The sequence below is a fragment of the Arthrobacter sp. 05T45 genome, assembly GCF_056395875.1.
The window spans coordinates 85,127-108,696 of record NZ_JBFTKI010000009.1 but is presented as its reverse complement, the minus strand read 5'-3'; the positions used below and the strand labels follow the sequence as shown (position 1 = coordinate 108,696).

At 67.3% G+C, this 23,570-nt stretch carries 22 protein-coding genes, 1 pseudogene and 1 riboswitch; of the genes and pseudogenes, 10 read left to right on the top strand and 13 right to left on the bottom strand.

Translation table 11 applies throughout. The annotated features are described in order from the left end of the window. Positions 1-113: 113 nt before the first annotated feature. Both AC1DGD_RS11470 and AC1DGD_RS11465 read left to right on the top strand, forming a co-directional pair. Positions 114-629 carry a mycothiol transferase gene (locus AC1DGD_RS11470; RefSeq protein WP_476856861.1) on the top strand — a complete coding sequence of 172 codons (516 nt, stop codon included), beginning with the start codon at positions 114-116 and terminating at the stop codon, positions 627-629. A 12-nt stretch (positions 630-641) separates the two neighbouring features. After that, entirely contained in the window at positions 642-1,760 is a 1,119-nt protein-coding gene (locus AC1DGD_RS11465; protein ID WP_476850061.1) for an aminotransferase class V-fold PLP-dependent enzyme, read from the top strand. Between the two features lie 50 nt (positions 1,761-1,810). Here AC1DGD_RS11465 and AC1DGD_RS11460 read toward each other — a convergent pair whose 3' ends face one another. After that, positions 1,811-2,851 (bottom strand): Gfo/Idh/MocA family protein, encoded by a 1,041-nt coding sequence (locus AC1DGD_RS11460; protein ID WP_476856860.1) that lies wholly within the window; start codon positions 2,849-2,851, stop codon positions 1,811-1,813. Positions 2,852-2,956: 105 nt separating this feature from the next. Then, positions 2,957-3,652 (bottom strand): maleylpyruvate isomerase family mycothiol-dependent enzyme, encoded by a 696-nt coding sequence (locus tag AC1DGD_RS11455; RefSeq protein WP_476856859.1) that lies wholly within the window; start codon positions 3,650-3,652, stop codon positions 2,957-2,959. A gap of 411 nt (positions 3,653-4,063) precedes the next feature. Here AC1DGD_RS11455 and AC1DGD_RS11450 point away from each other — a divergent pair, with 411 nt between their 5' ends. The 4 genes and pseudogenes from AC1DGD_RS11450 (at position 4,064) to AC1DGD_RS11435 (ending at position 10,269) form a co-directional block, all read left to right on the top strand. Beyond that, positions 4,064-7,528, top strand: coding sequence for an Ig-like domain-containing protein (locus AC1DGD_RS11450; protein WP_476856858.1), 3,465 nt, complete (start codon positions 4,064-4,066; stop codon positions 7,526-7,528). A 177-nt stretch (positions 7,529-7,705) separates the two neighbouring features. Continuing rightward, positions 7,706-8,187, top strand: a pseudogene (locus tag AC1DGD_RS11445) (nuclear transport factor 2 family protein). Positions 8,188-8,373: 186 nt separating this feature from the next. Further along, positions 8,374-9,345 (top strand): dienelactone hydrolase family protein, encoded by a 972-nt coding sequence (locus tag AC1DGD_RS11440; protein WP_476856857.1) that lies wholly within the window; start codon positions 8,374-8,376, stop codon positions 9,343-9,345. Between the two features lie 54 nt (positions 9,346-9,399). Further along, a complete protein-coding gene (locus AC1DGD_RS11435; protein ID WP_476856856.1) occupies positions 9,400-10,269 on the top strand; it encodes a glycoside hydrolase family 16 protein in 870 nt (289 codons plus the stop codon). Positions 10,270-10,278: 9 nt separating this feature from the next. On the opposite strand, the gene AC1DGD_RS11430 is transcribed toward AC1DGD_RS11435, so the two are convergent. Further along, positions 10,279-10,617, bottom strand: coding sequence for a hypothetical protein (locus AC1DGD_RS11430; protein ID WP_476856855.1), 339 nt, complete (start codon positions 10,615-10,617; stop codon positions 10,279-10,281). A 305-nt stretch (positions 10,618-10,922) separates the two neighbouring features. Here AC1DGD_RS11430 and AC1DGD_RS11425 point away from each other — a divergent pair, with 305 nt between their 5' ends. After that, a complete protein-coding gene (locus AC1DGD_RS11425; RefSeq protein WP_476856854.1) occupies positions 10,923-11,576 on the top strand; it encodes an aspartate/glutamate racemase family protein in 654 nt (217 codons plus the stop codon). Positions 11,577-11,667: 91 nt separating this feature from the next. On the opposite strand, the gene AC1DGD_RS11420 is transcribed toward AC1DGD_RS11425, so the two are convergent. The 3 genes from AC1DGD_RS11420 to AC1DGD_RS11410 form a co-directional block, all read right to left on the bottom strand. After that, positions 11,668-12,786 carry a glycoside hydrolase family 16 protein gene (locus AC1DGD_RS11420; RefSeq protein ID WP_476856853.1) on the bottom strand — a complete coding sequence of 373 codons (1,119 nt, stop codon included), beginning with the start codon at positions 12,784-12,786 and terminating at the stop codon, positions 11,668-11,670. 268 nt (positions 12,787-13,054) lie between these two features. Then, the gene (locus AC1DGD_RS11415; RefSeq protein WP_476856880.1) at positions 13,055-13,852 is read right to left on the bottom strand and encodes an esterase/lipase family protein; all 798 of its coding nucleotides are present in this window, start codon (positions 13,850-13,852) and stop codon (positions 13,055-13,057) included. Positions 13,853-14,179: 327 nt separating this feature from the next. Continuing rightward, positions 14,180-14,785, bottom strand: a complete 606-nt coding sequence (locus AC1DGD_RS11410; RefSeq protein ID WP_230009212.1) for a hypothetical protein — start codon at positions 14,783-14,785, stop codon at positions 14,180-14,182. A 125-nt stretch (positions 14,786-14,910) separates the two neighbouring features. Between AC1DGD_RS11410 and AC1DGD_RS11405 the strand changes: the two genes are divergently transcribed. Continuing rightward, complete coding sequence (locus AC1DGD_RS11405) at positions 14,911-15,615, top strand: DNA alkylation repair protein (RefSeq protein WP_476856852.1); 705 nt, start codon at positions 14,911-14,913, stop codon at positions 15,613-15,615. A gap of 58 nt (positions 15,616-15,673) precedes the next feature. On the opposite strand, the gene AC1DGD_RS11400 is transcribed toward AC1DGD_RS11405, so the two are convergent. Then, a complete protein-coding gene (locus tag AC1DGD_RS11400) occupies positions 15,674-16,879 on the bottom strand; it encodes a cation:proton antiporter (RefSeq protein ID WP_476856851.1) in 1,206 nt (401 codons plus the stop codon). Next, positions 16,876-17,124 carry a hypothetical protein gene (locus AC1DGD_RS11395; RefSeq protein ID WP_223916806.1) on the bottom strand — a complete coding sequence of 83 codons (249 nt, stop codon included), beginning with the start codon at positions 17,122-17,124 and terminating at the stop codon, positions 16,876-16,878. The genes AC1DGD_RS11400 and AC1DGD_RS11395 overlap by 4 nt, the downstream gene beginning before the upstream one ends. Positions 17,125-17,325: 201 nt before the next feature. Then, positions 17,326-17,528: riboswitch (cyclic di-AMP (ydaO/yuaA leader) on the top strand. Between the two features lie 7 nt (positions 17,529-17,535). On the opposite strand from AC1DGD_RS11395, the gene AC1DGD_RS11390 reads away from it, so the two are divergent. Then, complete coding sequence (locus tag AC1DGD_RS11390; protein WP_476850047.1) at positions 17,536-18,222, top strand: hypothetical protein; 687 nt, start codon at positions 17,536-17,538, stop codon at positions 18,220-18,222. Between the two features lie 145 nt (positions 18,223-18,367). Here AC1DGD_RS11390 and AC1DGD_RS11385 read toward each other — a convergent pair whose 3' ends face one another. The 5 genes from AC1DGD_RS11385 to AC1DGD_RS11365 form a co-directional block, all read right to left on the bottom strand. Then, positions 18,368-19,375, bottom strand: a complete 1,008-nt coding sequence (locus AC1DGD_RS11385) for a sensor histidine kinase (RefSeq protein WP_476856850.1) — start codon at positions 19,373-19,375, stop codon at positions 18,368-18,370. Beyond that, positions 19,368-20,045 carry a response regulator transcription factor gene (locus AC1DGD_RS11380; protein ID WP_476856849.1) on the bottom strand — a complete coding sequence of 226 codons (678 nt, stop codon included), beginning with the start codon at positions 20,043-20,045 and terminating at the stop codon, positions 19,368-19,370. Before AC1DGD_RS11380 ends, AC1DGD_RS11385 begins: the two co-directional genes overlap by 8 nt. Positions 20,046-20,050: 5 nt before the next feature. Beyond that, positions 20,051-20,794 carry a DedA family protein gene (locus AC1DGD_RS11375; RefSeq protein WP_476856879.1) on the bottom strand — a complete coding sequence of 248 codons (744 nt, stop codon included), beginning with the start codon at positions 20,792-20,794 and terminating at the stop codon, positions 20,051-20,053. Positions 20,795-20,796: 2 nt separating this feature from the next. Further along, a complete protein-coding gene (locus tag AC1DGD_RS11370) occupies positions 20,797-21,606 on the bottom strand; it encodes a phosphatase PAP2 family protein (protein WP_476856848.1) in 810 nt (269 codons plus the stop codon). Between the two features lie 129 nt (positions 21,607-21,735). Beyond that, positions 21,736-22,293: a dihydrofolate reductase family protein gene (locus AC1DGD_RS11365; RefSeq protein ID WP_476856847.1), complete on the bottom strand. Its 558-nt coding sequence runs from the start codon at positions 22,291-22,293 to the stop codon at positions 21,736-21,738. A gap of 153 nt (positions 22,294-22,446) precedes the next feature. On the opposite strand from AC1DGD_RS11365, the gene AC1DGD_RS11360 reads away from it, so the two are divergent. Continuing rightward, on the top strand, positions 22,447-23,550 hold the full coding sequence (locus tag AC1DGD_RS11360; protein WP_476856846.1) for a serine hydrolase: 1,104 nt from the start codon (positions 22,447-22,449) through the stop codon (positions 23,548-23,550). The last annotated feature ends 20 nt before the right edge of the window (positions 23,551-23,570 follow it).

The following is a 23,570-nucleotide window of genomic DNA, read 5'->3' as shown; positions in this document are numbered from 1 at the left end:
GCGTGCGCCGTTGACACGGCGACGCCCGGCCCTATCCGCCGGTGCGGCCTCCATGCAAGCATGGGGATCACCGATCATGCAAGCACTCCGATCATGCACAGGGAGGGGACTCGATGAAATCCAATGAACTGCTGCTGGATGCCTTCGGCCGGATCCGTGAGACGGTGGCCGCGGCCCTGGCCGGGGTTGATGATGCCACCCTGCTCCGACGGCCCGGAGGCAACGGGAATTCAATGGCCTGGCTCATCTGGCACCTCAGCAGGGTCGAGGACGCGCAAGTCGCCTCCGCCGCGGGCCTGGACCAGGTGTGGACCTCGGAGCGGTTTGCCGCCCGCTTCGGCCTGCCGCTCTCCCAGCGGGACACCGGCTACGGCCATACGAGCGGCCAGGTGGACGCGGTGCAGGCACCGCCGGAACTGTTGCTCGAATACTACGAAGCTGTCCACCGGCAGACCGTGAATTTCCTGGAGCACCTCGGCGACGACGACTTCGACCGCATCGTCGATACCCGCTGGGACCCGCCAGTCACCCTCGGGGTGCGGCTGGTCAGCACGATTACCGACTGCCTCCAGCACGTGGGGCAGGCGGCCTACGCAAGGGGCCTGGACTCCGCGCGCGGGCACGGCTAGGCGGTCCGTGCCATGCAGGCGGCCGAAATTCGCGGACTCTTCCCGGGGCTACAGGAGACCATCTATCTCAACACCGCCTCGATGAACGTCGGCTGCGCACCCGCCCGAGAGGCCTACGAGCTGGCCGTCAAGCGATGGTCCGCCGGCAGGTTCGACTGGATGGATGCCGAGCGGGCAGGGGAGGAGGCACGCACCATGTTCGCGGAGATCGTCGGGGCGACGGCGGGGGAGATCGCGATCGTCCCGGCCGTGAGCTCCGCCGCCGGGATAGTGGCCGCCAACCTGCCGCCGGCGAAGCGCGGCGAGAACGTCGTGGTTGCCGGGAACGAATTCGCCTCGAACTATTACCCCTGGCTCCTGCTCCGTAACCGCGGTTACGAGGTCCGCGCCGTGGCACCGGGCGGTGACGGCGTGACGGCCGAGGAATTTGGCCAGGCGGCCGACGGCGGCACCCGCCTGATCGCCGTGAGTGCCGTCCATTCGGCCAACGGCTACCGGGCGGACCTGGCCGCGCTCAGCCGGGTCGCGGCCCGCTCCGGCGCCTGGTTCTTCGTCGACGCATGCCAGGCCGCGGGCGCGGTGCCCCTGGATGTGGTGCGCGACGGCGTGGATTTCCTGGCCGCCGCGAGCCACAAGTTCCTGCTCGGCTCCCGGGGCATGGGCTACCTCTATGTCCGCAGCGGACTGCTTGACCGGATCCAGCCCGTCGGTCCCGGCTGGAAGGCCGCGCGCAACCCGGCCGGGAGCTTCTACGGACCGGCCATGGACCTCTCACCCACGGCCTCGAAGCTCGACACCTCCTTGGCCTGGTTTCCCGCCCTGGCCGAGCAGGCGGCGCTCGGCATCTTCCGCAGGTTTGGCATCGGGGCCTTGCTCGATCGCAACGCCCGGCTCGCTCTTCACCTTCAGCAGGCCCTGGCGGCGCAGGGCTCCGCGTTCCGGCCGTTCGCCGAGCAGCACCGCTCCACGATCTTCTCCGTGCCGGTGACAGACACTGAGGCGGTCCTGGCGCGGTTCCGCCAGGCCAACGTGGTGGCATCGGTCCGGGAGGGCAGAATCCGGCTGGCGGTACATTTCTACAATCTGGATGAAGAACTCGATCGCGTGGCCGGGCTGATCGGGCGAGGGTGAGCGTCGGCCGTGCCTCCTCACGGAAAACTGGGGCCGCCCCAGCACCGTTACTATTCGCGCCCGTGGTCCTTGTCGTCGCTGGCGTAGGCGAGGCCGATCTGGCGCCGAACTTCGTCCATGGCCTCCATGACCTGAACGCTCTGCCGGGGCGGCAGGATGTCGTTGGCAATGGAGCCGGCCGCAATGAGCCGCTCCATTTCCCGCGCCTGGTATTGCATGCCGCGGCCGGTGACGGGTTCATCGAATCGCTCGACGATGTTTCCGTCGGCGTCGTACCTGGTGAAGGCCGACGGCGTGTACCAGACTGACGGGATCTCGATCCGGCCTTCGGTTCCGATGATCGACGCCTGGTTTGGTCCTGCCGTGTCCAGCGCGCAGTGCAGCACGGCCTGCTGCCCCCCACCGTATTCGAAGATCATCGCGGTCTGCCGGTCAACTCCGGTTTCAGTCATGCTGGCCGCTGCCCGGATCCCGGTCGGCGCCCCGAAGACGTCGAAGGCGAAGGAGACGGGGTAGATGCCCAGGTCCAGGAGCGCTCCGCCGCCCAGCGCCGGGTCGTTGAGGCGGTGCGCCGGATCCTTGGGCAGATTCTGGTTGTGGTCAGCGATCACTGTGCGGACCTCGCCCAGGGCGCCGGACCGAATCAGCTCACGGATGCGGACCATGTGCGGAAGGTAGCGTGTCCACATGGCCTCAAGGGCGATCAGCCCCTTCCTCTCGGCGAGCTCCACAATCTCCCGGGCCTGCCAGGCGTTCATGGCGAAGGGCTTTTCGATCAGCACGTGTTTACCGGCGTCCAGGGCCAACAGCGCATTCTCGTGGTGGAACGGGTGCGGCGTAGAAACGTAGACAACGTCGACGTCCGGGTCGGCCACGAGATCCGCGTAGCTTCCATAGGACGTGGGGATCTGAAACCGGGCCGCGAAATCGGTCGCGGATGCCCTGGTCCTGGAGCCGACAGCCTGGACCACTGAGCCGTTGTCGATCAGGTCCGGCGTTTGCAGCCCGGCGATGAACCCGGTGCCGAGAATTCCCCATCTGGCCCGCGGCGTGGAGGGACCTGCGGTGCCGGGTGTGGCGTGCTCTGACATGCGTTTGGGTTCCCTTCGAACATGCGGTCACGAAAGCATCGGGCGGCTCGTGGAGCGTCCACGGCTTCGCGGGACGTGTTCGTATCCTAATCCCGATGCCGGAACTCATGGTGTGAGCGGACCCCGAAGCACACGCAGGGCCGCGGCGGCGTCACCTTCAATGACGGCGTTCTCTGCCAGGTTGGATCGACCCCAAAGACCCAGATACATCACCGGCAGCGGGGCGGAAATCAAGGCCACGGCGGCGCCAGGTCCCAGTGTCCAGCTGGCGGCCCCTGGCACCTGGAAGGTCACAGCTTTGTCCGGGGGCGGCATCCGGTCCAGTCGCAGCTGCCGCGGCGCGAACATCGCCAGGACCTCATCAACACCGTCGAGCATGAAATTGTCCGCCAGCACGGGGATCTCCAGGCCAAGCGCCTGGCAGGCGTCGACCAGGTGGATGGCATGTTCGTGGGCCTGTCGCCGAAGCCAGAACCGGGCGGTGCGCGGAGGCGGCCCAAAGTTCCAGCATTCGCTCTCCGGATCAAGGCCCGTCATCGTCTCGAGGAAGGGTGCGGTGCCCGCGAGAAACCAGGCCGCGGCGCCCTCGGCCGGCGGTGCAGGTTCCTGGACAAAGGTGCCCGTCCGGACCACCCCGGCTGCCCACCTCTCGATTGAGCCGAGATGCCCGAAGAGCTGCTCGAGCGTCCAGGCGGGGCACGCCGGAACGGCGCCGGCAAGCGTGTCCCGCGGCTGCCGGGCGAGCGCGCCGAGGTGGTCCAGGGAGTGGGCCAGTTCGGCCAGGAATCGATCGGGCGACATGGGAGGAGCCTAACGCGACGCCGGGGCAGTCCGCGGTCCGGGCCGGAGTGCTGCGGCGATTCCGCGCGCCCGGCAAGTAGGCACTCGGGCGCGCCCGCGGACGGTGCAAGTAGCACTCGGAAGAATTCGGGAATCGCACGCGAAAAGTCAAGTAGCCTCCACTCGCGCGCTCATCACCCCCCGCTTCTAGGCTCCAAAGTACTGGGTTAATAAAGTCAATGTAGTGGTCAGAATCGGGTCTCAGCCATGCATGATCAAGCAAAATCTCGGGTGCTGTCCGGCCATTTTCAGGGTCGGCTACGCGGTGGACCGACGGGTGGGGCACCGAATCTCCGGCGGCAGCAGGCGGCCGCGATCCACGCCACTGAGCCCCGACGACGGCCGTGGTCCCGAGGCGCCTGGGCTTCGCTGTTGTCGGCAACACTCGCCCTCGCCACGCTGACCGTCGGCGAGACCGCCGTTGCGGACGTGGGGACCATCGCCAACGATTCGCTGCGGACCGGATGGGACAAGGATGAGCCCGGGCTCTCGCCGTCGGCGGTAGCATCCTCGAACTTCGGCAAACTGTTCTCTGCAACCGTGGACGGGCAGGTCTACGCCCAGCCGCTCGTAGTAGGCAGTACGGTGATTGCCGCGACGGAAAACAATGCCGTGTACGGGCTGGACAGCGCCACGGGTGCGGCAAAGTGGACACGCAAACTCGGGCCAGCGTGGCCGGCGTCGACTGTTCACTGCGGTGACCTCACGCCCAACATTGGAATCACGTCCACTCCGGTCTACGACCCGGCGACGAAAAGCGTCTTCCTGCTAGCGAAAACGAATGACGGGGCCAGCAAGCAGTTCCCGCACTGGTACATGCACTCCCTGGATGCGGCGACCGGCGCGGAGAAACCAGGATTCCCTGTCACAATCCAAGGCACCCCGACAAATGACCCCACCCGCCCGTTCAACCCGATGACGGCGATGCAGCGCCCAGGGCTGCTGCTCTTGAACGGCGTGGTCTACGCAGGGTTCGCCAGCCACTGCGACTACACCCCCTTCGTGGGTTATGTCGTCGGCGTATCGACCGCCGGCCGGCAGACGACGATGTGGGCGACCGAATCGGGCAACGCCAACGCCGAGGGCGGGATCTGGCAATCCGGCGGTGGACTGGTGTCCGACGGTCCGGGTCAAATCCTGCTCACCACGGGGAACGGCATTTCCCCCAAGCCCGGGCCGGGATCGAAGCCCCCCACCACTCTGGCGGAGGCGGTGGTCCGGCTCCGGGTCGGCAGCGACGGCAATCTGAAACCCACCGACTTTTTCAGCCCGGCCGACAACGCGAAGCTGAACCGAAACGACGCCGATCTGGGCTCCGGCGCTCCCGTCGCGATCCCGGACGGCTATGGCACCGCGGCACACCCGCACCTGCTGGCCCAAATCGGTAAAGACGGCACCATGTACCTGCTGGACCGGGACAATTTGGGCGGCATGGCGCAGGGGCCAGGCGGAACCGACGCCGTCCTGGACAAAGCCGGTCCGTACAGCGGAGTGTGGGGAAAGCCCGGGTTTCTCGGGACCACCAACGGTGGCTACCTCTACGTCGTCGAGAGCAACGGGTACCTTCGCGCGTTCAAGATCGTGACGAGCGCTGCGGGCGGTGTCAGCCTTGCCGCCGTCGGGACCTCCGCCGGCATGTTCGGGTTCAGCTCCGGTTCGCCAGTGGTGACGTCCACCGGCAAAGACGGGTCCTCCGCACTTGTCTGGGTGGTCTATGTCAGCGCTGGCACCGGGGCCGATGCGGAACTGCGCGCCTACCGGGCAATCCCGGACAATACGGGAAACCTCAAGGAAGTGTTTAGCGCCCCCCTGGGTATTGGGGCCAAGTTCTCTTCGGTGGCCACTGACAAGGGCCGTGTGTACGTGGGCACCCGGGACGGACACGTCATGGGCTTCGGCGCCCCGACTACATCAGCGGTAGGGGCAAAGGACACCGACCTCGGTATCGCCAAGGTGGGCACCTCCGTGACGGGGAGCGTAACGATCACCGCGTCGCGGGCGGTAACAGTCAGCTCCATCACGACGCGCGCCCCGTTCAAAATCGGAACCGGGCTCATGATGCCCCGGAAGTTGGCCAAGGGCGCGAGCATGACCGTACCAGTCACGTTTGCACCGACTGTTCCGGGCCAGGCCGATGGCACGCTCACGGTCAAAACGGCCGACGGCGAGACCGACCTCCTCGGCGTCCACGGCGTCGGCACGAAGGAGGGCCTGGGTGCGACTCCTGCCGTGGTCCAGTTCACCGACGTCCCGACAAAGACGGTCAGCCGGCAGACGGTCAACATCGTCAACACGGGCACAACCGTTGCCAAGATCACCGGAGTCGCGTTGCCGGCTAACTCCCAGCTCAGGGTCGATCCGGCCACGATTCCGGTCGTGGGCCAGACCATCCAGCCCCTCGCATCGATTGCGGTGTCCATGAGCTTCAGCCCCACATCGGCGGCTCCGGTGACCGATACGGTCGCGGTCTCCAGCGACCGCGGGAAGGTGACCGTCAAGGTGGCCGCGACCGCCGTCTCCGGCGCGGCGCATCTGGAGATGCCGCGCTCACTGGATTTCGGTGACGTCCCCGCCGGGACGTCGGTTACCAGGGCCTTCGAGATAAAGAACACCGGCAACGTCCCGATGACTATCACGAAGGCGAAAGCGCCGCAGGGGGTCTTCTCCACTAAGGATCCGATCTCCGAGGGCTTGAAAATTCCCGCCGGTGAAACCGCCTACCAGACCGTGACCTTCGCGCCGACGGCCGTCGGGCAGGCCGGGACAACAGAAACCTATTATTTGATCACCGCGGATGACGGCCAGGGTGCAAAGAAGGTCATGCTCACCGGGAACGGTACCGATGACCCCATCGCTGCCTACGGGTGGAAGATAGACGCAGGCCGCCCCGGGTCGAGCCTCGGCCGGTCGCTGACCGCGGAGTACGCCGTGGGCGAAGGCAAGTGCCAGGACTACACCAGAGGAGTGATCTGCTGGTCACCCAAGACCGGGGCCCATGCAGTCCTCAATGAGATCTACAAGCGTTACAGGGCCGAGGGCGGCGCCGGAGGTGCCTTCGGCTTCCCGACCACAGACGAGAAAGTGTCGCCGGACACGGTGGGACGGTACAGCGACTTCTCTGGTGCGGGCGGGACTTCGATCTACTATTCGCTGACCACCGGGGCGCACTCGGTGACCGGCGCGATCCGGTCCAAATGGAGGGCCCTGGGCGCGGAGACAGGACCCCTGGGGTATCCGATCACCGACGAGACGCGCAGTCCGGACGGGGTGGGACGGTACAACCACTTCTCCGGTGCCGGCGGGGCATCAATTTACTGGTCTCCGACAACCAGGGCGCACTCGGTGACGGGTGCGGTCCGCGCCAAGTGGGCGTCCCTGGGCTGGGAGACCGGGCTTGGCTATCCGACTTCCGACACTACGGCGTCGGCGGACGGGGTGGGCCACTACAGCCACTTCTCAGGTGCAAGTGGAAACTCGATCTTCTGGTCGCCGACGACGGGGGCGCACTTTGTCTTAGGTGCCATCCGGTCCAAATGGGCGGCACTTGGCTGGGAAACCGGCCCGCTGCGTTACCCGATCACGGACGAGAAGGGCACCCCGGATAAAGTGGGGCGCTACAACCACTTCTCCGGTTCGGCATCGATCTACTGGACGCCGGCTACCCTGGCGCACCCGGTGACCGGTGCGATCCGGTCTAAGTGGGCGTCGCTTGGCTGGGAGACGAGCCGGCTGGGATATCCCACGAGCGACTCGTACACGGTATCCGTCGGCCGGGCAACGGATTTCCAACATGGGCGGCTGACGTGGAACGCAACAATGAAGAAGGTTACCGGCTAGCGGTGCCCGCGTCAGTTCAGGAATTCCCGGACCGATTGGCGCCTGGACCTCACCGGTCTGGGCCCGATCGGTCCGGACCTGTGCGGCCAGACCTAATCGGTCTGGAACCGGGCGACGGCGGAGGCGTAGATTTACGATGCGGGCTGGCCGGATCCCGGCCCTAGTGGGGGCCCGTTAATGGGCCTGTGCATGAAACAGAGCACGAGCTCCGCCACACCGAGGAGTGATCACATGAGCCAATTTATCCAACGCCTACTTGCTGCGTTCAATGACCACGACCTTGAGGCAGCGGCCGCGTTGTTCCATGAGTCGTACAAAAGCGTGCAGCCGGTCCACCCGGGCAGGGCATTTGTGGGACGGGCGCAGATGCACGCGAACTGGGCAGCGATGTTCGCTGGCGTTCCCGATTTCACGCCGAAGTGCTCCGCTCCGTGGACGACGGTAATACCACGTGGAGCGAATGGACCTGGGCCGGCACCCGGACTGATGGGCGGCCCTTCGATGTGCGCGGGGTGACGATTTTCGAGATCGAGGACGGCCTCATTACGAGCGGAAGACTCTACATGCAAGAGATTCAACGAGGGGATGAGGGCATCGCAGAGGCAGTCCAGACGCTGTCGGGGCGCCGGCCTGCCAGGCCCTCGGAACCCGAGGACTGAAATGGCTGGCCTCAGGCGGCTGGGAGAAGGCTGCGCGGGGGTTTGACCGTTGTGGCCTGGTGCCGGGGCTGCGTCGAGGCGTCGTCGTCGTTGTTGGGAAGTGGCGCCGTCGGGCCGGCCTGTGCAGGACCCTTGCCGGACATCTGACTTCGGAGGAGGATGATCGGCACACTGAGGAGGCCCGCCATGACCCAGCTTGGCAAGTTTGAGAAGTACCTGATTGAGGAATTCTTCGACGACTACCGCTCCGGCGCCATGAGCCAGCACACGTTCACGCGCCGGGTGGCGTTCATCACCGGCAGCATGGCGGCGGCCTCGGCAGCGATGCTCCTGGTGGGCTGCACGCCCGAGGAGGTTCCCCGCAGTACCGATCCCATGCCGACGCCGACGTCGTCCGCGCCGGGGTCCGGCACAGCGTCCGCGGGCGCGGTGCCGGGGGCCAAAAGCCCGTTATCGGTCCCGGAACGCGCGGCCGGACTGACGACGGCGAACCTGCAATTCGCATCGGGCGGCACCGACATCAGTGGCTATCTCGCACGGCCCGACCACGGGGCCGCAGGACCGGCCGTGCTGGTCTGCCACGAGAACCGCGGGCTGACACCGCATATCCAGGATGTGGCGCGCCGCTTCGCCAAAGCCGGATACGCGGCTCTGGCCCTGGACCTGCTGAGCAGGGAAGGCGGTACCGCTGGCATGGACCCGGATGCTGTCCCGGGAGCACTGACCCAGGCCGGGGCGCAGCGTCACGTTTCCGACTTCACGGCCGGCTTTGACTACCTGAACGCCCAGGACTTCGTTGATCACGGGCGGATCGCCATGAACGGCTTCTGCTTCGGTGGCGGCATCACGTGGCAGTCGGCGACGGCGATCCCGGGCCTGTTGGCGACCTCGGCGTTCTACGGACCCGCGCCTGACCTGGACAAGGTCCCGGCCATCAAGGCGGCCGTCTTCGGCGTCTACGCCGAACTGGACCAGCGGATCACCGGCGCCATGCCGGCGCTCCGGGATGCTCTGGCCAAAACCGGTGTCCGGAACGAGCTCAAGATCTATCCCGGCGTGGACCACGCCTTCCACAATGACACCGGGCCGCGCTACAACCAGGAGCAGGCCACGGCCGCATGGAACGACACGCTCGCCTGGTTTGGCAAGTATGTGTGAAGGCAAGCTTGTCTGAAGCATGGCCCGGACATGTCCCGACCGGATGGAGACGCGATGTTCGCAAACCGCAGGACCGCGGCGTTGAGCGCTGCAGGCGCCTTGGCCCTTGCCGGGTGTGGTGCCGCACCAGTGTCCAGGGAACGGGCGCCGGCGATAGACCGTGCGGCCGCCGTGACCGCAGGGACGCAGGCCGCCGTCTCCGACGGGACGCAGGCCGCCGTCTCCGACGGGACGCAGGCCGCCGTCTCCGACGGGACGCAGGCCGCCGTCTCCGACGGGACGCAGGCCGCCGTCGTCCGCGGCTGGGGCCCAGTGGTGGCGGGGGACGAATTCAGTTACGCCGGGCCGCCTGACCCCGCGAAATGGAAGGTCTTCAAGGGGCCGGGGCACGCGGGCAAGGGGATCCGGAGTCCGGATGCGCTGGTTGTAGGCGGCGGGGTCTTGACTGTCAGCGGCGACGCCGCGGGCACCACCGGCGGCATGTCCGCCAGGTTTGCCCAACAGCGGTACGGCCGCTGGGAGGCCAGGATGAAAATTGGCCAGCGGGATCTGCAATATCACCCCGTCCTGATCCTGTGGCCGAACAACAACATCTCGTCCACGTGCGCCGAGATTGACTACGCCGAAGGGAGCGCTGACACCGCCCAAATCAAGTTCTTCCTGCACTACGCCTGCGGTGGCCCGAACTTCCAGACCACCGCGGCCAAGACGATCGACACCACACAGTGGCACAACTATGCGCTCGAGTGGACCCCCGCCGGGATCGAGGGATACGTCGACGGGTCAATGTGGTTTGTGGACACGAACCCGGCGCATCAGCCCACGGTAGGCATGCACCAGACGGTGCAACTGGACTGGTTTCCCAACGGGACGCCCACCAAACCCAGCCAGATGCAGGTCGACTGGATCCGCGTTTACAAGTAAGCGTTGCGCTTACTCGCCCGCGGCAAATTCCGGCCGGAACGGGCCGGCAGCCTCCGACGTCCCTTCGCGGTGCCCGTCCAAAGCCTTCAACGCCGCAAGGTGCTCCAGCAGGGCCCGTTCCGGATGTCCGGGATGCGCAGCCAGCTGCTGGCGCAGCAGCTCCCGTGCGCGGGCTTGTTCCGGGGCACTGTCGTCGAGGACGGCGTCAATGATTCTGGCGGCCTGATGTCGGATTCCGGCGGCAGATGCGGCATGTTCCGCACCGGATACCAGGTTCTCGGGATCCTGTTCTTCGAGGCGTCCTGGAGTGGACGACGGCTCCACCGACATGGCTGTTCCTTTGGTCATCGTTCCGGCTGAGTCCGGAACCGGCCTGCCGCCTTCCCCCAAATCCCGGGTACTGTACCCGGGTCCTAAGACGGGCCACCGTGACAAACCTACAGCGACGCCGGGCCGCCAACCCCACACGGGAGCGAAGTTTTCGCCAAGTTTCATACACAAGGCACGGTGACGCTGCCCGCGGAATGCTGACGGCCGCCAGCGCCACGGAGCGTATCCGCTGCAGCGCTTGTGTTGGTCATCTGCCCGAAAAGACGCGGAAATACTCGCCGGGTAGCCTCGCACCAACGAATCCGTTCGAAAGGTAGTACGCCATGCGTGTTGGACTGATCCGGGTGATGACGACGTCGGACCGACGCCTGCTCCACGCCCACGGGAAACTCCTCCAGGAAGCATTCGGATTTACCGTCACATCCCGCTGTATTCCGGACCAGCCGTCCGGCGTCTACGACCAGGCGTCGCTCGAATCTGCGGCCCCCAAGGTCGTCCGCCTGGCGAGGGACATGGCGGGGGACGCTGACGCCCTGATTATCAGCTGCGCCTCCGACCCCGGGCTGGCCGCCACCCGGGCAGCCATGGATATCCCGGTCATCGGAGCGGGCTCCGCAGCCGCGGCCGCGGCTCTGACCTTCGGCGGCCGGATTGGAGTTTTGGGTCTCGGCGCACACGTACCGGGCCCGATCGCGGATGCACTGGGCGAACGCATGCTGTTCATTGACGGGCAGGGAAGGATCGAAACACCCGACGCCTTCCTCATGCCTGCCGGGATTTTCGACGCCCTCGCCGCGGCCCACATGCTGGTTGACGCCGGCGCCGACATGATCGTCCAGGCCAGCACGGGCCTGAGCAGCATCGGCATGGCGGACGTGCTCCGCCGCCGGCTCGGGGTTCCGGTGATCGACGCCGTGACGGCAGCCGGTTCGATGCTGGTCTCAGCGGTAGCCGCCCGGGAACTTCAAGGGGTTTGAGTCCTGCCGCCTGTAGCGGCGCGTCCTCGGCCAACACCAAGGCAGCCCCGCGCCGCAGTACGGCGCGGGGCTGCCTGGCGATTTGCCGGTCCTACTTGTAGACGCGGACCCAGTCGACCTGCATCTGTGAAGGCTTGGTGGCCGACCCGTCGGGGAACCAGTCCAGCTGCAGTGTCTGGTGCATGCCCACGGAGGGCAGGTGCGCGGGGTTCGTGTCGGAGAAGGTCTTGACGCCGTCGATGTAACCGGTGATGCCGGCCGGGGTCCACTCCACTGCGTAGTTGTGCCACTGGGTGGTGTCGATCGTCTTGGCCGCCGTGGTCTGGAAGTTCGAGCCGCCGCAGGCATAGTGCAGGAAGAACTTGATCTGTGCGGTGTTGGTGCTGCCCTCGGCGTAGTCGATCTCGGCGCAGTTGGGGGAGGTGTTGTTGTTGGGCCACAGGATCAGCACGGGGTGGTACTCCGGGTCCCGGGCGCTGGTCCGCATGCGCGTCTCCCACTTGCCGTATTTCTGCTGCGCAAATTTAGCCGACATGCCGCCCGTGGTGCCGGCCGAGTCGCCGCTGACTGTGGCCACGCCATTGGCAACCGACCAGGCCTGCGGGCTCCTGACACCCTTGCCGGCATGTCCGGATCCCTTGAAGACGCTCCACTTGGTGGAGTCGGGGGCGCCGGCCTTGGAGAACTCGTCACCCGCGACAACCGAACCCCAGCCCCGTGCCGTGGCGGCCTGGGAACCGTCGCCGGTCGCGGCGACGGCGGCCTGGGCAGCGACGGGCGCCGTTACCGCCGTCGGCGCCGGAGCGGCTCCCGCTTGGGCGCCAGCCGCAGGCGCGACCGGCGCGGCGGCCCGTGCAGGTGCCGCATCGGTTCCGGGAGCCGCAGGTGCACCGGTGGTGCCGGTGGCAGGCTTGGGGGCCGAGGGGACCGCCGGGTTCGGCGCTGCGGCCACCGAGGCTGTGGCCTTCGCGGCAGGATGCGCGGCCTGGGTTGCCGCCGGGGACGTGGAGCCCGCAGCAGAATGCGCGGCCCCGGTGGCCGGTGAAACGGCTGCGGCGCCCGTCGTGGGACCGGCGCTGCAGCCGGTCAGGGACAGTGCGCCCAGGCTCAGCGCAATCGCTACTTTGTTGAGCTGTGGTGCCGTGGAGCGTGCCTTCGGCCGTGCATCTTTGAACGTTGATTTATTGAACAGCGGTGTTTTCTTGAACAACGGACCCCTCCGGGCTTTCGTGGCTGGCACGCACAACCGACGCTGCCTGGGCGGCGGATAATGCGGGAAGTTTCATCCGGCCCCTGCCGCAAGGCATGGGCGAGCAGACGCCGAACGGCGCAACGGGGCCCTGCAAAGGGGCGGTCCGGGGCCCTGCATTCGGGCCGGGCCTCACGGCCAGCCGCCAACGTTACCGGACCGTTACCTCAGCCCGCAAACCTCCCGGATCCGGGACGTTCCGCATGCCGCCTCCGCCCGGGGTGCCGCGCTACACGCAGCTGGGCTGATACGCCGGGTTGCCCGGGCGGCCGGCCGGCTGACCAAGAGCGTCGGACACGAGGCGCTGGGTGACGGGGTCGTTGGGCGCCTGGTCATGGTCAATCACGTCTGCCGGGCACTTGTCCTGGATGGTGATATTGGTGACCTGCTGGGCCGGGCCGGCGAGGAACTGGCTGGGGTAGGGCGTCACCACCTCGTCGTGCGTCGTGGAGATCACCGTGTAGGCCGGACCAGGAACCGTGTCGCCAATGGAGTTGAGCTCGGTGAGGAATGGTGAACCTGCCTGCTGGTCGGCGCAGGCCTGGCAATTCGACCCTCCCACTGAGGTGGCCGGCGGAACGGCGTCCGGTGTCGGCGTGATGAGCCCGCGGGTTCCGTGGTTGGACGGGGCGATGCCCACAAGGTGGTTCACCTTGTCCGCGCCTCCAAGGAAACCGAGGTAGTAGCGCGGCATCATGCCGCCCTGGCTGTGGCCCACGAGATCAACTTTCCTGGCACCCGTCGAGGCCAGTACCTTGTCGACAAACGGGGCGAGCTGACGGGCTGAGTCTGCCACCGGGCCCGTGGCGTCGACGCCGTTGGTCGCACCGTAGTTCAGCGCGAAAACGCAGTAGCCCTGGCTCCTTAGCGCCGGCGACATCGTCGCCCAGTTCTTCGCCATGTTTTCGAAGGTTCCCGGCACCAGGACCACCGGGTAGGGGTGGGCTGCCGAGGGCTTGCAGGACCAGTCATTCGCGCCGGGCGGCGAAACGTCAACGGTGTCGGCCTGGGCCGCCGGCACACCCATCAGGGATGCGCCGAGCAGCGCCGAGGTCGCAGCTGCCAGCGCCGCGAGTGCTGCGGGCGTTTTCGGGTATGGCACGGATTACCTCTTCGGTTGGACACGTCATCTGTGACGGTCTGTGGAAATGGAAGTGAGGTAGGGGATCAGCCCCGCTGTGATCCGACTCACGTCTCTCAATTCACGCTAGGGAAGGTGCTCCGCGGATCGCTCCAACATGCACGTTTGTGCATGCATTTTTCGACGGCGCTGGTGCCAGTTGGGGTTGCGTGGGGAGACTGCTGCACAGTTGTGCAGGTAGGGGCATGCCTCCCGCCGTCGCCCCCGGTCACCTCACTCTCCGGGCGGAAAATCGTAGGAGGCCTGGATCGTCGCCGGCGCGGTGCCGTAGGACAGGACGATCTCGTCGTGCGCCTTGAACGGTAGGTCCCGGATCCCGGCGTCGAACTTCCGGCCGTTCACGTAAACGGTCCAGCCATCCAGCGAACCCCCGCCGGTGCCGGGGGCGCCGTTGCCACCGAGGACGCCCCACTCCGTCAGGAGCTGCCCGAGTGTGAAGACCTGGCCGGCGGTGGGGGACTCGATGTGGACCACGCCCGTGGTGTCGTGGGTGTGCAGTGCTGAGATGCCGTTGGCCCTGTGGTCAGCTCCGGTGGTGATGCCGATATTGGCCGGCACCGCGATGGGCTTGCCGTCCTTCAGCACGTCCAGATGTGCGTGATAGTGGTCCACGTTGCCCTCCGCCGTCAGCACCGTGAGGCCGGCCTGGGCGATCCGGCCGGGCGCCCCCGTGATGTCTAATGCGAAATCAGGGGCCGGCGCCGCGGATGCCGCAGGTGACTCAGGCGACGGTGCGGTAGATGGCGCAGGGGCAGCGCATCCTGCCACCCCCAGCGTCATGGCGGAAAGTGCGATGGCGAGTGTCAGCTTGGTGTGCATGGCTGCGTAAACCGCTTTCGATCGGAGGCTTGCCAGTTCAGTCTAGGCAGATGGTCTGGGCCCACCTCCCAGGACAGCTTGGCACCGCGTTTCCGCCGCGAGCCGCGAGGGGAAAGAATGGACAGGTGAGTGATGCCGGCGAATTCATCGACCTCTCGCTGCAGCGCGAAGCTTCCTGGCGCCGCGCTGAGCAGCTTCAGGCGCGGCTGGAAACGGAGCCGGCGGGCAGCGGCCTCCGGTTCTACGGCACGTCCGTGGGCGCCGTGCGCGGCACGGTCCGGGATGCCGGCCGCCGCTATCCCGGGCTGTCCCGCGATGAGGTCACTGCGCTGAGTTCCGAACTGTGGGGCTCCGGGCTCGGAGGCTCCGGACGGGGGGCCGCGCCGGTTTTCGAGCGCCGGCTGGCCGCCGTGGTCCTGCTGCAGGCCAACGTGAAGCTCCTGACCAACTCCGACCTCACCCGGCTGGAGGGCTTCATCCGGCAGGCGCGGGTGCGGGACCTTGTGGATCCGCTCGCCGTCGACGTCGTCGGGCCCCTGGTGGACGGACTCGATGTTCTGGCCAGGGTGCGGGCCGACAGCGTGCTGGACCGGTGGGTGCGCGAGCCCGATGCCTGGCTGCGCCGGGCCGCGCTTCTCTCGCCGTTGCTGGCGCTGCGCGCGGGCGCGGGGGACTGGGACAGGTTCCTCCGGCACGCCAACGCGGTGCTCGGCGAGCCGGGCGGGACGTTCGACGCCGACGGCACAGCTGTCCGGGATGCCGTCTCCCGGGTCCTGGCAGAGATGGCAAAGTGGAGGCCGGAGCTGCAATTCACGTCCATTGGAGAATGACGCTCCGAAATTTCGCCGCCGGCTCGGCTTTGGCCCAGGCATTTAGACATCCGGACTGTCAGGCCTTCGGACCCCCCGGATCGCCCTGCCCAACGGCGCTGCCGGAATTTCCGGACTTGCCGCCGGCATTTGCCGGGACCGCGAAAGTCCTCGCCGCCCGTGACCCGGCGACGGCGCCCGCGGCTATGGTGACCAGCGCTCCCACCAGCAGGGCCGCGGCTTCGCCTGGGAGCAGGACCTGAAGCTGCGTGCCGATGCTCGCCGCAGCCACCGGTACGCCAAGCTGGGCCGCCGACAACACCCCCAGCGACAGTGGGAGTCCCAGGAAAGCCAGGTCGGCGTGGGCCAGCAGGGCCCCGGCCCCCAGCAACAGGCCGAGGGCCATCATGTCCGGGTGCCCGGCCAGGTCCCTTAGCGTCAGCGATGCACCCAGCCACACGAAGAAGAGCGGATCCAGGAAGCCGTCGCTGAGCGCGAACAGTTGCCGGGCCAGCCGCCGCGGTTCGCCGACCGCAGCCATCACCAGGCCGAAAGAAAAGCCTGCCATCATCACAGACACATTGCTCCATGTCGCGACACCGGCCAGGGTGAAGAGCACGGCCAGCTGGATCCGTAGCTCCAGGGCAAACTTGCGGCTTTCCGAGAGCCGGTGCACGCGCCGACGGATTCCCTGGCGCTCCAGCCAGCGCAAGCCGACAAAGAGCACTACCGCGCACCCGGTCACCGCGAGGACACCCAGCGCCGCCTGGACTGCGTGGGGCGGATCCACCAGGAGCGGCAACGCCACAATGCAGGCTGTGTCGGCTATTGCCACCTGCGCTGTCATAGCGACGACATCTGGCCCGCCGAGGCGCAGGGAATCGACGATTGGAAGCACCAGGGCGGCCGACGAGGAGGCCAGCAGCACGACGTAGAGGGGAGCATGTCCAGTCCCGAACAGCAGTCCGATGCCGGTTCCGATCACCACCGCTGCCGCTGCGGCCACCATCGCCCGGCGGGAGCCTTTGCCGAGGGCGCCACGGATGTGCGGATCCCGCACGGGAACGTGGGTGCCTGCCACGAACATCATCAGCGCAAACCCGATATTGGCCAGCAGGGTGAACGTCGGGTCCGCGGGGTCCACCAGGGCCAGGCCTGAGCGCCCGATCGCGATGCCGGCCAGCAGCTCACCCAGCATGACAGGCAAGTGCCAGCGCGCCGGCAGGGCCAGCAGGGGGCCAGCCAAGGCGATGACGGCGATCAGCGCCAGCGACAGGAAGGTCACGGTTCGCGGCGGCCGGCCGGCGCCGGGCCTGACCGCCGTTCCACCACCGCATAGGCCTTGCCGTCCAGGAAAGCCCAGTCGTTGACAACCATGTACCCGAGCGCGTCCACCCGGTCATTGAGGATGTGCTCGTCGAAACCCCCGTCGCGCGGTTCCGCGTCCCATGTGCTCACGTGGACGTCCCCGCCGTCGAGGATCAGCAGCTCGGTGTTGACGTCGAAATCCTCTTGGGGCTGAGTGCTCAACTGGCAGATGGCGACACAATGGCTGTTCATTTTCGGGCCTCCGCTTCCGGTGGTGCTGATGGCATCATCCTATGTTCGGAAACGGCGCCGCCCTATGGGCAAATTGCGGCCCGGCATCACGGCTCCGTTACCTGAATGTGACTTTCGGGTGCGGTTCGCGCTACGGTTGATGAGTGCCTGTTGTCTCCGATACGGGCGCTCCCCAGCCGATTGCCTAACTCTGCCGCGGCCCGGGGGTAACTCGCATCAACGTCCGGCAGAGACGGGGAAACCACTTTTGATCTGCTGATATGCAGGTCTTGGGGTGAAGCCGCACAGTGCCCGCAACGACGGGCCCGGGAGTGCGGCCGGGTGCCTCCCATCCGAATCCGACAGCTCACCTCGCAGGCATTGGGAGAGGCTACATTTTTCATGACTTCAGTCAATACTTTTGCGCGCCATGCCGCCGTCCTCGCCGCCGCATCCGGCCTGGTCCTGACCAGCGGAATGGCCGCCAACGCCGCCACCGCCCCCGTGCAGCGTGACTCTGCTCCGGCGTCGAACGTCGACGTCACCGGACAGGTCAGTGCCCCCGTCAGCGCCGATTCAAGCGTCAAGATCAGCTTCGAGCGCCCCGCAGTGGATTCTGTTGCCGCGCCGGTCATCGAACAGCCCGTCGCACCGGCTCCGGCTCCCGCTGCAGCCCCGGCGGCAGCGCCCAAGGCTCCGGCCAAGCCGGTCATCCAGGTGCAGGCCGCTCCGGCAGCAGCTCCGGCAGCAGCGCCGGCCGCGGCGCCCGCGGGCGGACGCAACGCCATCATGCTCTCGGCCGCCTACAGCCAGGTGGGCATCACCCAGGACTGCACCGCCATGGTGGAAAAGGCCCTTGGCGCCGCGGGTAAGCCCGTTGGCGACATCGGTCCCCGCGCGTTCCTTGGCCTTGGAACCGTTGTGGCGACGCCGCAGCCCGGTGACATGGTGGTCCAGTCCGGCCACGTCGGCATCTACGCCGGCAACGGCCAGGTGGTCAGTGGCGGCATGAACGGCAAGAACCAGACCATGGTCCACCCGCTGTCCTGGCTCACCGCGACCGGCGGCGTGACGTTCGTCCGCGCCTAAGCCGCACGGCCCCGACCCGGGGCCAGACAGTCCGGAAAGACCGGCGCTCGAGTTCCCTTGGGGGCAACTCGACCGCCGGTCTTTCCTGTCTCCGCATTCGGGAGTCCGGGATCCCGATGGCATATCTTTCCCCGGCGGATGGACCTCAGGGATTCCCGCTGCCCATGAGCGGAAGCGTCAACTTCATGACGGTTCCCTCGTCGCCCGTCGCGGCCACTTCGACGCTGCCCCCGGCCGCGACAGCAATCTCCCGGACCAGGGCCAGGCCGATGCCAAAGCTCCGCTGTCCCTGTGAGGTGCCGGTGCCGGCCGTCCGCACGAACCGGTCAAAGATCCGGGCCTGATCGACGCCGGTGATTCCGGTCCCGGAGTCCGCCACCGTGATCACGGCGCGCTTCTGCTCGATTGAGGTCGTGATGGACACGCGGCCGCCCGGAGGCGTGTGGGCCAGCGCGTTGTCCGCCAGGGCCAGCACGGCACGCCGCAGCGCATTCTTCTCGATCCGGGCCAGCGGCCGGGCATCGGCAGAGAATTCCAGACGCACCTGGCGCTGCTCTGCCACCTGCTGGAGGCTGCCGGCGACGCTGGCGGCAGCGTCGGCGAGGTCGGCAGGGGGCGCGGAACGGTCCGGGGCCTCCGCGGTTGCCGCGAGGAGCAGTTCGTTGACAATCCCTGTCAGCGTCGCGGCGTCCTCCCGGATCCGGGCCAGGTCGTGGCTTTGCCTGGAGCCGGGCACAGTGTTGCGCTGGGCCAGCTGGATCCTGGTGTCCAGGATGGTCAATGGCGTGCGCAATTCGTGGCTGGCGTCCTGGACAAAACGCCGCTCCCTTGCCAGGGCATCACTGAGGGGACGAATCGCGCTGCGCGCACTGAGCCACCCGACGATTCCGGCCAGCAGGATTCCCGCCACCCCGGCGATGATCATGGCTTCGAGGACGTCCTTGGAATCCAGGTAGGTGTAGGCCGTCCCGGCCCCCGCCGTGCCCGGCACTTCAGGATGGGCCAGTTGGTTCGTGAGGTATAGCGCCGTGGCGGCGAGCAGCCCGAGAACCATGACCGCGCACGCAGCACTGATCCGCACCGCGACCTTGAGGGAAGCCTTGCGCAGGATGGAGTGGTCCGGATTTCCGCCGGCCGGCCGTCCGTCACTCATGGGCTTCGCCGATCTGGTATCCGAGGCCGTGCACCGTGCGGATCACTGCTTTGGAGATCTTCCGGCGCAGGTGATGAACATAGGTATCGATCACGCCGGGCTGTTCCGAGGCGTGGAAGCACGCCGCGAGGAGCTCATCCCGGGTGAAGACGCGGTCCGGTTCCGCGGCCAGGGCAGCCAGCAGCTGGCCTTCCTTTGCGGTCAGTGACACCGTTTGCCCGTAGACGGAACGGACGGAGCGCTGCGTTGGATCCAGTTCCCAGTCCCCGATCGCCACCGGTGCCGGGGCCGGGGGAGTGAAAGTCCGCGTCAGTGCGCGCAGGCGTGCTGCCAGTTCGCCGGCGTCGAACGGCTTGGTCACGTAATCGTTGGCGCCGGCGTCCAGGCCCCTGACTTTTTCGTCGGCATCGCCCAGCGCGGTCAGGATCAGGATGGGCGTGGCAATGCCTTTCGAGCGCAAAGCCGTAATGAGGGCGATGCCGTCCATGCCGGGCAGCCCGCGGTCCACCACCATGATGTCCCAGCTCCCGGTCAGCCCCTGGTGGAGGCCGTCGCGGCCGTTGGTGACCAACTGGACCCGGTAGTCCGGGTCCAGGAGCTCGGCGATGAGCGGTCCCAGGACGGCGTCGTCCTCGACGAGCAGCAGGGACGGAAGGTCAGCGGAGGTCATGTCAGCTATTCTTCCGCGGCCATTTCCTCAGTCCGCAGTCCGGCCCCGGGTTCTTCTGCCGTGTCGCCGGCGGCTTTGTCTGCGGTTGCGGCTGCGCCGCGGGAGTTCCGGCGGCGTTTGAGGAGCTGCACCACCCCCGGCACGACGGAGACGAGCACCATGGCCACGACGATGGCGTCGATGTTCCTGGCGATGATGTCAAAGTGCCCCAGCCAGGTGCCAAGCATCGTCACGGAGGCTGCCCACGCGACGGCGCCGGTGATATTCCACAGGGTGAAGGATTTGTAGTCATAGCGCGCGGTCCCGGCGGTCAGCGGAGCAAACGTCCGGACCATGGGGACGAAGCGGGCCAGCACGACGGCGGCCCCGCCGTGGCGGCGGAAGAAGTCCTCCGTGGTGGTCAGGTGCGCTGTCTTCAGGATCCGGGCGTCGTCCTTGAACCATCGCCGGCCAAATTTCCGTCCGAGCATGTAACCGACCTGGTCCCCGGCGACCGCGGCCGCGGTGACGACGCCGATCAGCACGGGCAACGTCAGTTGCAGCTGCTGGTGCAGAAGTCCTGCTGTGAACAACAGGGAGTCGCCGGGCAGGAAGGGAAAGAGCACGCCCGATTCGATGAAGACCATCACCGCGATCACACCCAGGGCGGCCGGGCCCAACCCGGCGAGCAGGCTTGCGGGGTCCAGCAGGGACAGTGTTGCGGCGGCGTGGACGGCCGGAAGGGCGGCAAAAACGTCCATGGCGGGCATTCTCATTTCTCCTCACTGCCCAGCGGCCGGCTGCCCGAACGGGCCCGAATCCGCTCCGCTATCCGCGGCGCGAGAAGGTTCCACAGTCCCGCGAGCAGGACCACGGCTGCGGTCGAGGCCAGGAACGACGCCGCGACATCAGTGGGGTAGTGAACGCCGATGTACAGCCGTGACCAGGCTACGACGAGGGCCATCACGGCCGCCGCGAGGGCCGTGACCTTGGCCCAGCGGGTTCTACGGGCCAGGAAGTACACTGCGAATCCCAGTGCCACCGCAAAGGACACGTGGCCGCTCGGGAAGCTGTTGGAACCCGTTTCCGGAGCCAGGGGATCGAACAGCAGGGCAGGGCTGGGCCGCTGGCGGGCCACGAGGAGCTTGAAGAATTCACTTGCCACCCAGCCGGATGATGCCACGAGGCCGAAGGCAATCGCCTTGGCCAGGCCGCCGCGGAACAGCCAGATGTACAGCGCCGCGGCGCCGATCAGCGCGAGGCCCGCCACCGGGCCAAACACAACATTCAGCGCCATCGCGACGGCGGTCAGGGCGGCGGCGTGGTGCTGGCTCAGGTCCTGATCGACCCCGAGCTCGGCGGCACTGAAGCCGGGTGTCAGCTGCGCCGCCAGGCCCAATGCCACGACGGCGGCCGACAGCAGGACGCCCAGCACTAACCAGTGGCGGACCTGGGGGAGGGCCCACAGCCGGGGACCCGCGGCGGGGCGCACGGCGTCGGGACGGCTTGGTGCTCCACTTCGGCTGAGTGCTCCAGCATCGCCCAGCGGCGCATCGCTCTTAACAGGGGCAGGTCCAGTCATGGGATCCTCCGGCTCGGGACAAGGGCGCCCGGACAGGCGACGACTCCCACTCTTCCGCCAGCCCGTTAAGAAACGCTTAAGAAAGTGACGCAGCGGGGTGCCGCAAGCCGGGCTGCTCCTCCGTGCCGGCTACGCGGCGTAGCGCAACAGCGCCACCCCGTTGCCGAAGGCGCGCGTCTCCAGCAGCCGGAGCTGGGCTTTGCTGTCCGCAGCCTTGAACATGGGCCGGCCCCGTCCGATCAGGACCGGATGGACGTACAGCCAGTATTCGTCGATCAGCCCGAGCCGCCGGAAGGTGTCGGCCAGGTCTGCCCCGCCGAGGGCCAGGTCCCCGCCCGGCCGCTCTTTCAGGGCCAGCACTTCTTCCGGCACCACATCCCGGACCACGGTGGTGTTCCAGGCGGCAGATGTCAGCGTCCGGGAATACACGATCTTGGGCATGTCCCGCCAGATCCGGGCGAACTCGGCCATCACTGCGCCGGCGGCCGGGTCCTGGTCCGCGGTGGGCCAGAACCCTTCCATCAGCTCGTAAGTGACGCGGCCGTCAAGGAAGGCACCCATGGTGCTGAGCTGTTGGTTGAAATGGCGGTGCAGCTCGTCGTCGACCATGTGCCAGCTGATGTCGCGGTCCGGGCCCTCGAAGAATCCGTCGAGGGACACCTGCATGGCCAGGATGATTTTGCGCATCGCCGCTCCTTACGTTTTCACCAGCGTACGCCGCTGCTTCGGATGGCAGACCCACTTTTTCCCGGAGCCGTGCCCTTGCGCGGGAAGCCGCTTGCGGGAAGAATGCTGGAAGTCTATGGCCCCACCGCGGTCAGTCACCTTCGGGGAAGTATGATGCCTTCGAACGATTCGAACGAAAGCACGGGGCCGGTCCCGAAGCCTGAGGCGGCCCCGCGGCACTACCGCTCCGGCGGGCACCGGGCCAACGACGGTTCCCGGCCCGGTCTGCGGTCCCGCGCCCGGCGTGAGGGGAGGACCCGGCGACAGTATCTGACGGCGGCCGCCGTCGCACTGGCCCTCGTGGCTGCCGGCGTCTATGCAGGCGTCCAGGCGGCGCTACCCGTTGACCCGCCGGCCGCCGCAGCGACGCCGACGGCGCCGGTCACGGATGCCGGCCGGACCGTTCCGCCGGCATCTGACCTGCCCGCAACTGCTTCGCCAGCAACTGCTTCGCCCGCGGCCGGCGCCGTCACGGCGGCCGCCGGGAAGCCCGCTGAGATCCCCGCCGTGCCTGCCGTCGCGGTCCCGGCCATTGACCCGGAACTGGACAGCCAGATCAACGGGATCATCGCGGCCAACAGTGCCTATGCCCTGGGGGTTTCCTTGATCGATGTCTCCGACGGCGTGGTCCACGGCTACGGGATCCAGGACAAGTTTGTGGCCGCCAGCACGGCAAAGATTCTGGCCGCGTCGGCGTATTACCACCTCGTTGAGACCGGCCGCGCCTCGCTGACCGCCCCCATGGGCAACTCGACTGCCGGCACCCAGATCCGCCGGATGGTCCAGCAGAGCAACAACGATTCGTGGGCGCTGATCCTGCGGGCGGTCGGTGCGCGGGGCATCACGGATTACGCCGCCTCGATCGGGATCACCTACGACCGCACGGTCAACCTGCTGACGCCCGCAGAAATGGCCAGGACCCTCCAGTTGCTCTACACGGGACAGCTGCTCAATGCCCGCAACACCGCCCAGCTCCTGTCCTATATGCAGAACACCAACTTTGAGACACTGATCCCGCCGGCGGTTCCGCCCGGGGTAGGGGTTCACCACAAGTACGGGCTGCTGTTCGGAAACCTGCATGACGCGGCCGTCCTGGACAAGGACGGCCGGGCCTTCGTGTTCGTCGTGTACACCCGCGGCAGGAATTACTCCGATATGGGCCCCCGCACCCAGGTCATTCAGCAGCTCACCCGGACCGTGACCGCCGCCCTGTTCTGATGGTTGGGGTTCTGGCGCCG

Excerpts from the sequence above, each read along its gene's own strand:
- AC1DGD_RS11470 (WP_476856861.1), top strand. The coding sequence starts at position 114 with ATGAAATCCAATGAACTGCTGCTGGATGCCTTCGGCCGGATCCGTGAG.
- AC1DGD_RS11465 (WP_476850061.1), top strand. The coding sequence starts at position 642 with ATGCAGGCGGCCGAAATTCGCGGACTCTTCCCGGGGCTACAGGAGACC.
- AC1DGD_RS11460 (WP_476856860.1), bottom strand. The coding sequence starts at position 2,851 with ATGTCAGAGCACGCCACACCCGGCACCGCAGGTCCCTCCACGCCGCGG.
- AC1DGD_RS11455 (WP_476856859.1), bottom strand. The coding sequence starts at position 3,652 with ATGTCGCCCGATCGATTCCTGGCCGAACTGGCCCACTCCCTGGACCAC.
- AC1DGD_RS11440 (WP_476856857.1), top strand. The coding sequence starts at position 8,374 with ATGACCCAGCTTGGCAAGTTTGAGAAGTACCTGATTGAGGAATTCTTC.
- AC1DGD_RS11435 (WP_476856856.1), top strand. The coding sequence starts at position 9,400 with ATGTTCGCAAACCGCAGGACCGCGGCGTTGAGCGCTGCAGGCGCCTTG.
- AC1DGD_RS11430 (WP_476856855.1), bottom strand. The coding sequence starts at position 10,617 with ATGACCAAAGGAACAGCCATGTCGGTGGAGCCGTCGTCCACTCCAGGA.
- AC1DGD_RS11425 (WP_476856854.1), top strand. The coding sequence starts at position 10,923 with ATGCGTGTTGGACTGATCCGGGTGATGACGACGTCGGACCGACGCCTG.
- AC1DGD_RS11415 (WP_476856880.1), bottom strand. The coding sequence starts at position 13,852 with ATGGGTGTGCCGGCGGCCCAGGCCGACACCGTTGACGTTTCGCCGCCC.
- AC1DGD_RS11410 (WP_230009212.1), bottom strand. The coding sequence starts at position 14,785 with ATGCACACCAAGCTGACACTCGCCATCGCACTTTCCGCCATGACGCTG.
- AC1DGD_RS11390 (WP_476850047.1), top strand. The coding sequence starts at position 17,536 with ATGACTTCAGTCAATACTTTTGCGCGCCATGCCGCCGTCCTCGCCGCC.
- AC1DGD_RS11385 (WP_476856850.1), bottom strand. The coding sequence starts at position 19,375 with ATGAGTGACGGACGGCCGGCCGGCGGAAATCCGGACCACTCCATCCTG.
- AC1DGD_RS11380 (WP_476856849.1), bottom strand. The coding sequence starts at position 20,045 with ATGACCTCCGCTGACCTTCCGTCCCTGCTGCTCGTCGAGGACGACGCC.
- AC1DGD_RS11375 (WP_476856879.1), bottom strand. The coding sequence starts at position 20,794 with ATGCCCGCCATGGACGTTTTTGCCGCCCTTCCGGCCGTCCACGCCGCC.
- AC1DGD_RS11370 (WP_476856848.1), bottom strand. The coding sequence starts at position 21,606 with ATGACTGGACCTGCCCCTGTTAAGAGCGATGCGCCGCTGGGCGATGCT.
- AC1DGD_RS11365 (WP_476856847.1), bottom strand. The coding sequence starts at position 22,293 with ATGCGCAAAATCATCCTGGCCATGCAGGTGTCCCTCGACGGATTCTTC.
- AC1DGD_RS11360 (WP_476856846.1), top strand. The coding sequence starts at position 22,447 with ATGCCTTCGAACGATTCGAACGAAAGCACGGGGCCGGTCCCGAAGCCT.